This is a genomic window from Pseudomonas sp. NA-150 (assembly GCF_044336365.1).
In the GTDB taxonomy this organism is placed as follows: Bacteria; Pseudomonadota; Gammaproteobacteria; order Pseudomonadales; family Pseudomonadaceae; genus Aquipseudomonas.
The window spans coordinates 6,416,966-6,430,499 of the sequence record NZ_CP172305.1 but is presented as its reverse complement, the minus strand read 5'-3'; the positions used below and the strand labels follow the sequence as shown (position 1 = coordinate 6,430,499).

Below are 13,534 nucleotides of genomic sequence, written 5' to 3'. Positions count from 1 at the left end.
TCGCGACTGATTGGGGACATATCAATGTCCCCTTTTATCGCATCCCCTGTAGGAGCTGCCGAAGGCTGCGATCGATCTCGAAGCGGTCGCCGCGATTGATGGCCAATCGCAGCCTTCGGCAGCTCCTACAGGGTTTGTTTTTTCAGATCCTGCGAGAACCCCATGCCTCAGCCTCGTCCTTATAAAGTTGCTCTGAACGGCTACGGCCGTATCGGTCGTTGTGTCTTGCGTGCGTTGTGTGAGCGAGGGGCGAAGGCCGGGTTTGAAGTGGTTGCAATCAACGATCTGGCCGACATGGCCAGTCTCGAATACCTCACGCGCTTCGATTCCACCCACGGTCGCTTTCCGGGCGAAGTGCGGGTCGAAGGCGATTACCTGCACATCAACGATCACCGCATCAAAGTACTGCGCAGCGCGATTCCGGAAGGCATCGACTGGGCAGGGCTGGGCGTGGATCTGGTGCTGGAATGCTCGGGCGTCTATCACACCCGCGAAGACGGTCAGCGCTTTCTCGATGCCGGCGCGCCACGGGTGCTGTTCTCACAGCCCATGGCCAGCGAAGCGGACGTCGACGCGACCATTGTTTACGGCATCAACCAGGATGAATTGACCGGCGCGGAATTACTGGTCTCGGCGGCCTCCTGCACCACCAACTGCAGCGTGCCATTGCTGCGTTTGCTGGATCAGGCCATCGGTCTGGAATACCTGACCATTACCACCATTCACTCGGCGATGAACGACCAACCGGTGATCGACGCCTATCATCACGAAGACCTGCGCCGCACGCGCTCGGCCTTCCAGTCGATCATTCCCGTGTCCACGGGGTTGGCGCGCGGTATTGAGCGTCTGCTTCCGGAACTTGCCGGGCGAATTCAGGCCAAAGCTGTGCGGGTGCCGACAGTTAACGTGTCGTGCCTCGATATCACCTTGCAAACTGCGCGCGATACCGATGCTGCCGAGATCAACCGAATCCTGCGCGAGGCTGCCACCAGTGGCCCGCTCAAAGGTTTGTTGGCCTATACCGAGTTGCCGCACGCCAGTTGTGATTTTAACCATGACCCTCATTCGGCCATCGTCGATGCCAGTCAGACCCGCGTATCCGGTCCCCGGATGGTGAGCCTGTTGGCCTGGTTCGATAATGAGTGGGGTTTTGCCAATCGAATGCTTGATGTCGCAGAGCACTATCTGCACGTCACTCACCAATAACAGTAAACGAACAGGGACTGCATCATGACCGTGTTGAAGATGACCGACCTCGATCTGCAAGGTAAGCGTGTATTGATCCGCGAAGACCTCAACGTTCCCGTGAAGGACGGTGTAGTCACCAGCGATGCGCGGATTCTTGCTTCGCTGCCGACCATCAAGCTGGCGCTGGAAAAGGGCGCTGCCGTCATGGTCTGCTCGCACCTGGGCCGCCCGACCGAAGGCGAGTTCTCGGCCGAGAACAGCCTCAAGCCAGTGGCTGACTACCTGAGCAAGGCGCTGGGCCGTGACGTGCCACTGGTGGCGGATTACCTGGACGGCGTCTCGGTCAAGGCCGGCGACATCGTGTTGTTCGAAAACGTGCGCTTCAACAAAGGCGAGAAGAAGAACGCTGACGAGCTGGCGCAGAAGTACGCCGCACTGTGCGACGTGTTCGTGATGGACGCTTTCGGCACCGCTCACCGCGCCGAAGGTTCGACCCACGGCGTGGCCAAGTTCGCCAAAGTCGCGGCAGCTGGCCCGTTGCTGGCTGCCGAGCTGGACGCACTGGGCAAAGCCCTGAAAGCGCCGGCCCAGCCGATGGCCGCCATCGTTGCCGGCTCCAAGGTCTCGACCAAGCTCGACGTGCTGAACAGCTTGAGCAGCGTGTGCAACCAGTTGATCGTTGGTGGCGGCATCGCCAACACCTTCCTGGCGGCAGCCGGTCACAATGTCGGCAAGTCGCTGTACGAGCCGGACCTGTTGGACACCGCCCGCGCCATCGCCGGCAAAGTCAGCGTACCGCTGCCGACCGACGTGGTCGTGGCCAAGGAATTCGCCGCCACCGCTACCGCAACCGTCAAGCTGATCGCTGACGTGGCCGATGACGACATGATTCTCGACATCGGCCCACAAACGGCCGCGCACTTCGCCGACTTGTTGAAATCTTCCAAGACTATTCTGTGGAACGGCCCGGTGGGTGTGTTCGAGTTCGATCAGTTTGGCGAAGGCACCAAAACGCTGGCCAAGGCGATTGCCGAAAGCCCGGCGTTCTCCATCGCCGGTGGCGGTGACACCCTGGCCGCCATCGATAAATATGGCATCGCTGATCAAATCTCCTACATTTCTACTGGCGGTGGCGCGTTTCTGGAGTTTGTCGAAGGCAAGGTCCTGCCAGCCGTTGAAGTACTGGAGCAACGTGCCAAAGCCTGAGTATCCGGCCTTGGTCAAGGGGAGTGACATGTTCAAGCGGTTATCGCTGTTGTGCATCGCCGGTCTGATGGTCGGATGTGCCAGCGCACCGGAAGCCGATGAGGCGCAACCCGCGCCTCATGTGGTTCACCCGAGCTGTTACCAGGCAGGCTGGCAGGAAGAAACGATACCGGTCATCGACAAGCGCGGCGGCCAGGAGGCTTTGGACAAGTACGAGTCGGCGCCAAAAGGGCCGCAAACGGGTTGTCGATAAGCGCCCACTGTTGCTGGGTTTAGCCACGCAGGAGGGTGGCAGCGGTCTATCTTAAAGTGGATGTCTTTTTCTTGAAGAAGGAGTTTCACCATGAAGGTCGCTGTCATCATCTTTGCAAGTTTTTTGGTATTGGCCGGTTGCAGCGGTTCCAGCGCACGACAAAAAATTTGTCGGCTCATGGTGCCGGCCAGCGTGGAAACACCATCGTCTCAGGATGATCAGCGGGTTGACGAGAAGGTCACCGGTTCAACGTTAGATGATACCAATCGTGAACAAAACTGCCCCTGAGTGACCGAAGCGTTGGCACCTGCCGAACTTCACGGGGCGATCAGGAGAAGTAATGAAAGGCTTAATCGCCCTTGTGATACTGGCTGTACTTGGCGGTTGCGCCATGACGAAACCCTCGGCCCCGGAAGCGGATACCTGGACCAATTGGGTCTGCGACAGCAAAGCCGGACTGCTGTGGCATTACACCGATAGCGCGAAGACCCAGGTCGAAGTGCGCCTGATCGGCAGTGATAAGGTCTACCACATGAAGGCTGAACCCGGCGCGTCCGGCGAGCTCTACAGCGATGGTGTGTTGGCGTTTCACGTAAAAGGTGAGGAAGGCCTGGTTTACTGGGTCGCCACCAATGATTTGATCGGTCGCGGTTGCAAGGCTCTATAACGCGCCTGTACGCGACATTTGCACAGTAAACACGCGCGGCCCGTCCGGCGCGCACAATTTGAATAGCAGCCGCCGATAAGGCAGGCTTGCACGATTAACGACCCTACCGGGAGAGAGACCTAAAATGGCACTTATCAGCATGCGCCAGATGTTGGACCACGCAGCCGAGTTCGGCTACGGCGTCCCCGCTTTCAACGTCAACAACCTGGAACAAATGCGCGCCATCATGGAAGCGGCCGACAAGACCGATTCCCCGGTGATCGTTCAGGCTTCGGCCGGTGCTCGCAAGTACGCGGGCGCGCCGTTCCTGCGTCACCTGATTCTCGCGGCAATCGAAGAATTCCCGCACATCCCGGTGGTCATGCACCAGGACCACGGCACCAGCCCTGACATCTGCCAGCGCTCGATCCAGCTGGGCTTCAGCTCGGTGATGATGGACGGTTCCCTGGCCGAAGACGGCAAGACCCCGACTGACTACGAGTACAACGTACGCGTCACTCAGCAAACCGTGGCCATGGCTCACGCCTGCGGCGTGTCGGTTGAAGGCGAGTTGGGCTGCCTGGGTTCGCTGGAAACCGGTATGGCTGGCGAAGAAGACGGCGTCGGCGCTGAAGGCGTGCTGGATCACAGCCAACTGCTGACCGATCCGGAAGAAGCGGCTGACTTCGTGAAGAAGACTCAAGTCGATGCCCTGGCCATCGCCATCGGTACCAGCCACGGCGCTTACAAGTTCACCAAGCCGCCTACCGGCGACACCTTGGCGATCGAGCGTATCAAGGAAATCCACAAGCGCATTCCTAACACGCACCTGGTGATGCACGGTTCGTCGTCGGTTCCGCAAGAGTGGCTGAAAATCATCAACCAGTACGGCGGCGACATCAAAGAAACCTACGGCGTACCGGTTGAAGAAATCGTCGAAGGCATCAAGTACGGCGTGCGCAAAGTCAACATCGACACCGACCTGCGTCTGGCGTCTACCGGTGCCATGCGCCGCCTGATGGCCGAGAACCCGAGCGAATTCGATCCACGTAAATTCTTCGGCGCCACTGTTACTGCCATGCGTGATATCTGCATCGCACGTTACGAAGCGTTCGGCACTGCCGGCAACGCGTCGAAAATCAAGCCGATCTCGCTTGAGAAAATGTTCCAGCGTTATGCCAAAGGCGAACTGAACGCCAAGGTCAACTGAGTCTTGGTTGATTGAAAAAGCCCGCAGCGATGCGGGCTTTTTTGTATCCTGTAGGCGCGGGCTTGCTCGCGATGACGTCCTGCCTGGCACACCGCATCAAGCCAATCGCTGGCAAGCCCGCTCCTACAGAGGCCTGCGGTTTACCGCTGCAACACCAATATCCGCGACAACAACTCATCCCGATCGATATAACAGCCCTGAAAATGCCGCGCTCCGGACGCCGGATCAAACGCATTGCGCGCATGCAATGTGCGACGGTTATCGAAACACCACATTTCCCCCGGATTCAATCGCCGCATCACCCGGAACCGCGTCTCGCGAGTCATGGCGATAAAGCGCCGATAGGCTTGATACAGCGCCGGCATCTGCGCGGCGGGTGCATCGAAAGGGCCGCGCAGGAAGTTGGCCATGCGCACCTCGCTCACTCGGCCCAGCGCGTCGAGATCAATGATTGGCGCCAGACAGCGATAGTCGCTGTGGCGGTCCTTGTTGCGAAACTCCACCGGGATCTCACACAAGTTGCGAAAGGCTTCCGGGTCTTCATGGCGCAGCGCGTCGGCAATCGCGAACCCATCGACGAAAATGCTTTCGCCGCCTACCGCGTCGTTCACCAGACAGTGCAAAAATTGCAGCCCCGGTTGCAGCTCTCGGGTTGGCAAGTCGCTGTGCAGCGGCAGGTTGAAAGCGGTGTAGGCGTTGCTGTCGGCGTTGGCTTTGGATTGCACATTGAACAGCACGCCGAAATTACTCTCCCGAATAAAGGAGATCCGCTGCGCGATCAATGCCAGCGATCCTGGCTCAGTGGGCACGCCGCGTACCTGGGTCAGGCCTATGTCGCGCAAGGCCAGCAACCACGACAGCAGTGCCTGGGAATCTTCCATCACGGCCTGATAGTCGAACACCGGCACACTCAGGTCAGTGGCCCACAGCTGGCTTTTCGGCCTGGCTTGCAGGCGTTCGGCGCGGGACAGGTCGTCATAGGCATGGGCACGCAGCCAGCCAGGGTCGAATCGACTGTGATGGCCACCTTGCCATTCCACGCACAGGAAGCCTTGAGCATCGATACGACTGGTATTGGGAACCAGATCTTCAGGCACATCGACGATTTCCAGCACTTGCTCGCGAGTCACGCTGTACACGCATTCAGCGCACGGGCAGTTATCGCGCAGCCATTGATGATGAAAGGGGCTGAACCGACCATCCGCCCATTGCACTTGCAGCCGGTCCGCCAACGGTTGCACGGCGGCCAGGGCGCTGATCAACGGGTAACTGCGGAAGTCGGCGAAGGCTGAAGTGTTCATGGCGATCTCCTTATCGTGTTGGTAGTGGAGGATCAGGCAGGTAGAGCGATGACGCGACCGATGTAGGCGGGTGCCGGCAAGTCTTTCTGTGTTTCCACCAGGCCCAGTAGCACATTCAGCACCGGCTCGCTGAAAGGGGCCGAACGCGGGCCGGCCAGGTCGACGTGCAGCAGCATTTGTTCGTTGGCGGCCAGCGCGTCGTCGCTGCCGGGTCGGTGCAGGCTGTGATAGAGGTGAACGCGTTTGCGGTCGTGGCCGATCACTTGGGTGCGCACTTCGACCTCTTCACCCAACTTCACTTCGTGCAAATAATTGAGATGGGTTTCGAGGGTGAACAGCGAATTGCCGCTGGCCTCGCGATTGTCACTGTCCATGCCCAGATGGTCCATGAACGCGTCGGTGGCGTAGCTGAAGATCAGCAGATAGAAGGCATCGCGAAGATGGCCGTTGTAGTCGACCCAATCGGCGAGGATTGGGGTTTTGTAGGTCGTCAGTGCCGGCATAAGAAATATCTCCATCGGTTTGACGCAATCCCTGTAGGAGCTGCCGGAGGCTGCGATAAGGCCGGAACGACCTTCGGGCGGCGCAAATCGTTGCGACCGGTCCCCGGCCGATCGCAGCCTTCGGCAGCTCCTACAGGGGAGTCATTTATTCGCTAAAGGTCATGCCATGCTTGGCCTTGGTGGTCTTCACCGCTTCCAGCACCGCCATCAGGCAATCATCACGATAGCGCTCCAGCGCTGGCGATGCTGTGGGTGCCGAGTTGTTCCGTGGTGCCATCGACCACGTCATCGATCAGCTTGTCGGTCAGCTCCGGGGCCGGCAGGTAGGTCCACGGCAGTTTCAGCGCCGGGCCGAACTGGGCCATGAAGTGGCGCATACCTGCATCGCCGCCGGCCAGGGTGTAAGTCAGGAAGGTGCCCATGAACGACCAACGCAGGCCAGCGCCAAAACGAATCGCGTCGTCGATTTCGCCAGTGGTGGCGACGCCGTCGTTGACCAAGTGCAGCGCCTCACGCCACAGCGCTTCGAGCAGGCGATCAGCGATGAAGCCCGGCACTTCCTTGCGCACATGCAACGGACGCATGCCCAGTGACTCATAGACCTTCATCGCGGCTTGTACGGCTTCTGGCGCAGTGTTTTTGCCGCCGACCACTTCCACCAACGGTAGCAGGTACACCGGGTTGAACGGGTGACCGACAACGCAGCGCTCAGGATGGGTGGCACCCTCGTAGAACTCGCTCGGCAACAGGCCGGAGGTGCTGGAGCCGATCAGCGCATTGGGCTTGGCTGCGGCGCTGATCTTGCCGTGCAGTTCGAGTTTCAGATCAAGACGTTCAGGTGCGCTTTCCTGAATGAAGTCAGCGTCACGCACGCATTCTTCAATGGTCGCGACAAAGCGCAGGCGGGCTTGCGATGCGCCAGGTGCCAGGCCGTTCTTTTCCAGCGCCGGCCAGGCGTTGGCTACGCGTTTACGCAAAGCGGTTTCAGCACCCGGCGCCGGGTCCCAGGCCACAACGTCGAGGCCGTGGGCCAAGGCGCGGGATACCCAACCGCTGCCGATAACGCCACTGCCCAGAGCAGCGAAGGTTTTGATGTCGGTGATAAAGCTCATCATTAACTTCCTGAAAAAGAGATATGAACGCTGTGATGTCTCTGTAGGAGCCAACTTGTTGGCGAGGCCTTGGGTGCACCCGACACACTTCTAGCGTCAGGAACATTGCTCTCGCGAACAAGTTCGCTCCTACAGGTAATGCGTATTCGTTTGATCAGTGGCGCTTTTTCAGGCCCATTTTTGCCCGGCCTTCGGCAGGGGTCAGGACGCGGGCGCCCATGCGGGTGAGGATTTCCGAGGCGCGTTCGACCAGTGCACCGTTGCTCGCTAACACACCGCGATCCAGCCAGATGTTGTCTTCCAGGCCAACCCGCACGTTGCCGCCCAGCAGCACCGCTTGCGCGGCCATCGGCATTTGCATGCGACCGATGCCGAAGCCAGCCCACACCGCATTGGCCGGCAGGTTGTCGACCATGGCTTTCATGGTGGTGGTGTCAGCCGGCGCGCCCCATGGGATGCCCAGGCACAGTTGGAACAGTGGATCGTCGAGCAGGCCTTCCTTGATCATCTGTTTGGCGAACCACAGGTGGCCGGTGTCGAAGATTTCCAGCTCGGCTTTCACGCCCAGCTCTTGAATACGTTTGGCGCCCGCGCGCAGTTGCGCCGGGGTGGAGACGTAAATGGTGTCGCCATCGCCGAAATTGAGGGTGCCGCAATCGAGGGTGCAGATTTCCGGCAGCAGCGCTTCAACGTGCGCCAGGCGGGCCAGTGGGCCGATCAAGTCGGTGTTCGGGCCAAATTCCATCGGGTTCTCGCCGGCACCGATCTCCAAGTCGCCGCCCATGCCTGCCGTCAGGTTGACGATGATGTCCACGTCGGCTTCGCGGATACGGTCCATCACTTCGCGGTACAGCTCGACGTCGCGGCTGAATTTGCCGGTTTCCGGGTTACGCACGTGGCAATGGACGACGGTGGCGCCGGCTTTGGCGGCTTCTACCGCTGCTGCTGCGATTTGTTTCGGGGTGATCGGGACCAGATGGCTTTTCCCGGTCGTGTCGCCAGCACCGGTGAGTGCGCAGGTGATGATGACGTCATGGTTCATTTCAGGATTCCTTACGGCAGGTTTCAAATGTTTTTTTGGGCGTTACGATCCGGTCCGCAGCCTTTAGGTCGGCTGCGGAGGAGGGTTCGAATCGGAATTAAGGGTTGGTGCTCAGTTTCAGGTTTTCGTTGGCGTCTTTGCCGTCAAAGGTCTTGACCCCGGCGAGCCAGCGCTTCTGATCCTGCGGGTGATCCTTCAGCCACTGCTTGGCTGATTCGAGCGCGTCTTTGTGATCGAGCAGCGGTTGCATCATCCGGCTCTCGTCTTCGGCGGTGAAGGTCAGGTTGGTCAGCAATTGATTCACGTTCGGGCAGCGTTGGGCGTAGTCCGGCGCGGTGACGGTCCAGACTTTGGCTTCGCCTTCATTCGGGCCGAGGGCGTCGTTGCTGCCGGTGAGGTAGGTCATCTTCTGGTTGACGTTCATTGGGTGTGGCGCCCAGCCGAAGAACACAATCGCTTCTTTGCGGTTCACGGCGCGGGTCACGGCCGACAACATGCCGGCTTCACCGGATTCCACCAGTTGGAAGTCGCCGAGGCCGAACTCGTTCTTGGCGATCATTTCCTTGATTTGAGTGTTAGCGCCTGAGCCAGGCTCGATGCCATAGATTTTGCCGCCCAGCTCTTTCTTGAACTTGGCGATGTCGGCGAAGGTTTTCAGGCCCTGGTCCGCGAGGTAAGTCGGCACGGCGAGGGTGGCGCGGGCGTCTTTCAGGCTTGGCTGAGCCAGCACCTTGACCTGATTGTCTTTCACGAATGGGGTAATGGTCTGGGTCATCAGCGGGTCCCAGTAGCCGAGAAACATGTCCAGGCGCTGGTCGCGGATGCCGGCGAAGATGATTTGTTGCGAAGCGCTGGTCTGTTTGGTCTTGTAGCCGAGTCCATCGAGCAAGACTTGGGTCATCGCACTGGTGGCCATGACATCGGTCCAGTTGACCACGCCCAGGCGCACGTTCTGGCAATCCGGTGCTTCGGCAGCGAGCGCGCTACCGGCGATCAAGGTGGTTCCGGTGATTGCCAACAAGCAAGAGCTGATCAGTTTTTTCATCGTGGTTTCCTCGGCAGGACATTTTTATGGGGCCGGCGTCTTTTCGCGCCGTGAGGCCAAGTTACGCAGCCGCGGCCCCGGAAAAACGCACAGCGGCGACCAGCTCTTGCACAGCAGCGACCTGTCCTATTGCCGTCCTCAAACAACAGGCGTATGTGGTTGTTTAGACGGCCCCTGCGAGTGCGCACAATGTCACAGGATTACTACTTTCTGCTCATGCCCGGCTTTTCGGTGATGGGCTTTGTCTCTGCGGTCGAACCTCTACGCGTCGCCAATCGTTTTGGTGGCGAGCTATACCGCTGGCATGTGTTGAGCGTCGATGGCGGGGCAGTGATTGCCAGTAACGGGATGTCGGTCAACGCCGACGCGGCGCTGGAGCCGCTGAAGAAGGGCGCGACGTTGTGGGTGGTGGCCGGTTTCGAGCCACTGAAGTTCTGTACGCCGGCCGTTGAGCATTGGTTGCGTCGCCTGGATAACGACGGCGTGACCCTTGGCGGGATCGACACCGGCAGTTTCGTGCTGGCCCATGCCGGGCTGCTGACGGACCATCGCCTGACCCTGCACTGGGAAGCCGTGGACGCGTTCAAGGAATCTTATCCACATTTGGTGGTGACCCAGGAACTGTTCGAAATCGACCGCCGTCGCATCACCTCGGCCGGTGGTACAGCCTCTATCGACATGATGCTCGACCTCATCGGCCAGGCCCACGGGCCGGAGTTGGCGATCCGGGTCTCGGAACAATTCGTGCTCGGCCGCATCCGCCCGCGCAAAGACCACCAACGCATGCAGATCGCTACGCGTTTCGGCATCAACAATAAGAAGTTGGTGCAGGTGATCGGTGAAATGGAGCAACACACCGAGCCGCCGCTCAGCACCCTCGACCTCGCCGAAGGCATCCAGGTCACCCGACGACAGCTGGAGCGTCTGTTCCGTCTGCATCTGAATGACACCCCGAGTAACTTCTACCTCGGTTTGCGCCTGGAAAAAGCCCGGCAATTGCTAAGGCAGACCGACATGAGCGTGCTGGAGATCAGCATTGCCTGCGGCTTTGAGTCGCCTTCGTATTTCACCCGAAGCTATAAAGGACGATTTGTCAGATGCCCGAGGGAGGATCGGCAGCGGTCGAATGCTTGAGTGCCGCATTTGACACCCGATTATTGCCAATTATACTTTTAGCTATAAATTATAGTTGTTTGGATAATCAGGTATAAACCATGTCGAAAAACACCGGCTTTGTGTTCCGCCGACCCAGTCTGGCCAAGAGCATTGCAGATGGTTTGGTGGGGGCCGGGATACAGGATTACGTCTCGGGCCTGTTTCTGGCCGCACCTCGTCGTACTGGCAAAAGCACATTCCTACGCGAAGATTTGATCCCGGAATGTGAGTCAAGAGGTTGGCTCGCGGTCTATGTCGACCTCTGGGCCAACAAACAAAAGGATCCTGCCGAGCTCATCGCGGCCGCTATTGGTGCGGCGCTGGTGCCTTACGAGAAGGGCATCCGCAAGCTGGCCAAATCCATGGGCATCGAGAAGCTCAGCTTTCTGCGCACGCTGTCGTGGGATTTCAGCAAGCCTCAGTTGCCGGCAGGTGCGACGCTGACTCAGGCCCTGGAGCTTCTGCATAGCGCTGCCGGAAAGATGATCGTTTTGGTCATCGATGAGGCTCAGCACGCCTTGACTACTGAATCCGGCATCAATGCGATGTTCGGCCTCAAGGCTGCGCGAGATGAGCTCAATCAGGGGCGGGACAACGACGGCGGGTTACGTTTGGTGTTCACTGGCTCCAACCGAGACAAGCTGGCTCATCTGGTGCTCAGTCGCAATCAACCCTTTTACGGCTCAAGCATTACGCCGTTTCCACTGTTGGGGAAAGAATTCACTCAAGCCTATACCGTTCATTTGAATGCACACCTCGCGCAAAACAATCAATTCATGCCCGAGGACATTGATGAAGCATTCGAACAGTTGGGGCGTCGTCCTGAAATGCTCAGGACTGTTATTGCAGATGTCGCGCTGGAGTTGGGCGAAGCCAGTAATTTGGGCGAATTGCTGCGCAACGGCGCTCAATTATTGCGCGCCGGTTTCTGGAGCGAGTTCGAAAGTGCCTACAACGCGCTCACGGTCGTGCAGCGCGCGGTGCTTGAGGTCATGGCTGAGCGATCTCAGGGTAATGAACCTTTCGCGCCTTTTACCGACGCGACGGTCTTGGCAGTGCGCAAATGTCTGGAGATCCTGGGCAGCGATGTAGCGCCCGGTACTCAGACTATCCAGGCTGCTATCGATGCGCTGCGTGACAAGGAACTGGTGTGGAAATCGAGCCGCGGCGCCTACGCCTTGGAAGACAAGACATTCGCCGAATGGCTCAAGCAATACCGCAGTCAGCGACGCGACTGATCACTCAATCCCGATCGACTGCAAATACTCCGACCGTTCGTCGCTCATCTGCGCAATGCAGTCGTTTTCCGCGACCTGGAACGCCTGGCTGCCTTTTTCGTTGGCGAAAGTCTGTACCGCGCAGTCGGCGTCGCGCAGCTTTTTCCAGATTTCCTGGGCGTTTTTGATTTTGCCCAGGTAGTCGGCCAGTTGCGCGGGGTGGTTGGTGTTTTGCGCGCTGATACGCTCGACCATGTCTTTGTAGGAATTATCGAGCTCGTGTTCAGACGTGGTTTTATTGTACGCCGAGCATTCGAAGGCTTGCTGAGTGGTCTCCACGTTGTCGCATGGAGTCCCTTCATCAGCGTGCGCGCCGGCTGCCAGCACTGCCAAAACCAATAACATTGACCTCATTTGCGACATCCCCGCCCATTGTTCAACTCGATGGTTGGGGATTTTCGCTCAGCCACGGGCTAAATAACAGCGCCCAAGCGGTCTATCCAGCCGGTGGGCGGCAACCCTTTGTCGCTTCTTGACGCTTTCGGCAAACCCCCTGTCGTTTTTGCACCCGGCTCGCTCAACCCTCAGGCATATGCTGGCCCCAAAGCGCCGGCAGACGTTTCGGCGCATGAATCACTAATAGGGGACCGCCTGATGAGCCCAGCCGAATTGCACGCCGACAGTATCGTCATTGACGGTCTGATCATTGCCAAGTGGAACCGTGAGCTGTTCGAAGACATGCGTAAAGGTGGCCTGACTGCGGCCAACTGCACCGTGTCGGTATGGGAAGGCTTCCAGGCCACCATCAACAGCATCGCCAGCAGCCAGAAACTGATGCGCGAAAACAGCGACCTGGTAATTCCGGTGCGCACCACCGCCGACATCCGCAAGGCCAAGGAGCAGGGCAAGACCGGCATTCTGTTCGGCTTCCAGAACGCCCACGCTTACGAAGACCAGATTGGCTACGTCGAGATCTTCAAGCAGCTCGGCGTTGGCATCGTGCAGATGTGCTACAACACCCAGAACCTGGTCGGTACCGGTTGCTACGAGCGCGATGGCGGCCTGTCAGGCTTCGGTCGCGAGATCGTCGCCGAGATGAACCGCGTTGGCGTCATGTGCGACCTGTCCCACGTCGGCTCCAAAACCTCCGAAGAAGTCATCCTCGAATCGAAAAAACCGGTCTGCTACTCGCACTGCCTGCCGTCCGGCCTGAAAGAACATCCTCGCAACAAGTCTGACGAAGAACTGAAGTTCATCGCCGATCACGGTGGTTTTGTCGGCGTGACCATGTTCGCGCCGTTCCTCGCCAAGGGCATCGATTCGACCATCGACGATTATGCCGAAGCCATCGAATACGTGATGAACATCGTCGGTGAAGACGCCATCGGTATCGGCACTGACTTCACCCAGGGTCACGGCCAGGACTTCTTTGAATACCTGACCCACGACAAAGGCTATGCCCGTCGTCTGACCAGCTTCGGAAAAATCATCAACCCGCTGGGCATCCGCACCGTGGGCGAGTTCCCGAACCTCACTGAAACCCTGCTCAAGCGCGGCCACTCCGAGCGTGTGGTGCGCAAGATCATGGGCGAGAACTGGGTGAACGTCCTCAAAGACGTTTGGGGCGAATAAACCGCCCAAGCCGGTCACCTGAAT

At 58.8% G+C, this 13,534-nt stretch carries 14 protein-coding genes and 1 pseudogene; 9 read left to right on the top strand and 6 right to left on the bottom strand.

Going from position 1 to position 13,534, the window contains the following annotated elements:
* Window positions 1-162 precede the first annotated feature (162 nt).
* The 6 genes from epd to fba all read left to right on the top strand — a co-directional run bounded on the left by epd (window position 163) and on the right by fba (window position 4,503).
* Complete coding sequence (gene epd, locus ACF0H7_RS29895) at window positions 163-1,206, top strand: erythrose-4-phosphate dehydrogenase (RefSeq protein ID WP_397450390.1); 1,044 nt, start codon at window positions 163-165, stop codon at window positions 1,204-1,206.
* Window positions 1,207-1,230: 24 nt separating this feature from the next.
* Window positions 1,231-2,394 carry a phosphoglycerate kinase gene (locus tag ACF0H7_RS29890; RefSeq protein ID WP_397450389.1) on the top strand — a complete coding sequence of 388 codons (1,164 nt, stop codon included), beginning with the start codon at window positions 1,231-1,233 and terminating at the stop codon, window positions 2,392-2,394.
* Window positions 2,395-2,422: 28 nt separating this feature from the next.
* Window positions 2,423-2,647, top strand: a complete 225-nt coding sequence (locus tag ACF0H7_RS29885) for a hypothetical protein (RefSeq protein ID WP_397450388.1) — start codon at window positions 2,423-2,425, stop codon at window positions 2,645-2,647.
* 90 nt (window positions 2,648-2,737) lie between these two features.
* Complete coding sequence (locus ACF0H7_RS29880) at window positions 2,738-2,935, top strand: hypothetical protein (RefSeq protein ID WP_397450387.1); 198 nt, start codon at window positions 2,738-2,740, stop codon at window positions 2,933-2,935.
* Window positions 2,936-2,987: 52 nt separating this feature from the next.
* On the top strand, window positions 2,988-3,314 hold the full coding sequence (locus ACF0H7_RS29875; protein ID WP_397450386.1) for an MliC family protein: 327 nt from the start codon (window positions 2,988-2,990) through the stop codon (window positions 3,312-3,314).
* Between the two features lie 124 nt (window positions 3,315-3,438).
* Window positions 3,439-4,503 (top strand): class II fructose-bisphosphate aldolase, encoded by a 1,065-nt coding sequence (gene fba / locus ACF0H7_RS29870; RefSeq protein ID WP_397450385.1) that lies wholly within the window; start codon window positions 3,439-3,441, stop codon window positions 4,501-4,503.
* 140 nt (window positions 4,504-4,643) lie between these two features.
* Here fba and ACF0H7_RS29865 read toward each other — a convergent pair whose 3' ends face one another.
* The 5 genes and pseudogenes from ACF0H7_RS29865 to choX all read right to left on the bottom strand — a co-directional run bounded on the left by ACF0H7_RS29865 (window position 4,644) and on the right by choX (window position 9,506).
* A complete protein-coding gene (locus ACF0H7_RS29865; protein ID WP_397450384.1) occupies window positions 4,644-5,804 on the bottom strand; it encodes a gamma-butyrobetaine dioxygenase in 1,161 nt (386 codons plus the stop codon).
* Window positions 5,805-5,836: 32 nt separating this feature from the next.
* Window positions 5,837-6,307 carry a thioesterase family protein gene (locus ACF0H7_RS29860; RefSeq protein WP_397450383.1) on the bottom strand — a complete coding sequence of 157 codons (471 nt, stop codon included), beginning with the start codon at window positions 6,305-6,307 and terminating at the stop codon, window positions 5,837-5,839.
* A gap of 145 nt (window positions 6,308-6,452) precedes the next feature.
* A pseudogene (locus ACF0H7_RS29855) lies at window positions 6,453-7,419 on the bottom strand (L-carnitine dehydrogenase).
* A 154-nt stretch (window positions 7,420-7,573) separates the two neighbouring features.
* Complete coding sequence (locus tag ACF0H7_RS29850; RefSeq protein ID WP_397450382.1) at window positions 7,574-8,461, bottom strand: 3-keto-5-aminohexanoate cleavage protein; 888 nt, start codon at window positions 8,459-8,461, stop codon at window positions 7,574-7,576.
* Window positions 8,462-8,558: 97 nt separating this feature from the next.
* Window positions 8,559-9,506 (bottom strand): choline ABC transporter substrate-binding protein, encoded by a 948-nt coding sequence (choX, locus tag ACF0H7_RS29845; RefSeq protein WP_397450381.1) that lies wholly within the window; start codon window positions 9,504-9,506, stop codon window positions 8,559-8,561.
* 189 nt (window positions 9,507-9,695) lie between these two features.
* Between choX and ACF0H7_RS29840 the strand changes: the two genes are divergently transcribed.
* Complete coding sequence (locus tag ACF0H7_RS29840; RefSeq protein ID WP_397450380.1) at window positions 9,696-10,640, top strand: GlxA family transcriptional regulator; 945 nt, start codon at window positions 9,696-9,698, stop codon at window positions 10,638-10,640.
* 80 nt (window positions 10,641-10,720) lie between these two features.
* The gene (locus ACF0H7_RS29835; protein WP_397450379.1) at window positions 10,721-11,899 is read left to right on the top strand and encodes a hypothetical protein; all 1,179 of its coding nucleotides are present in this window, start codon (window positions 10,721-10,723) and stop codon (window positions 11,897-11,899) included.
* Here the strand turns inward: ACF0H7_RS29835 and ACF0H7_RS29830 are convergent, their stop codons facing one another.
* Complete coding sequence (locus tag ACF0H7_RS29830) at window positions 11,900-12,292, bottom strand: lysozyme inhibitor LprI family protein (protein WP_397450378.1); 393 nt, start codon at window positions 12,290-12,292, stop codon at window positions 11,900-11,902.
* A 240-nt stretch (window positions 12,293-12,532) separates the two neighbouring features.
* Here ACF0H7_RS29830 and ACF0H7_RS29825 point away from each other — a divergent pair, with 240 nt between their 5' ends.
* The gene (locus ACF0H7_RS29825) at window positions 12,533-13,510 is read left to right on the top strand and encodes a dipeptidase (protein ID WP_397450377.1); all 978 of its coding nucleotides are present in this window, start codon (window positions 12,533-12,535) and stop codon (window positions 13,508-13,510) included.
* The last annotated feature ends 24 nt before the right edge of the window (window positions 13,511-13,534 follow it).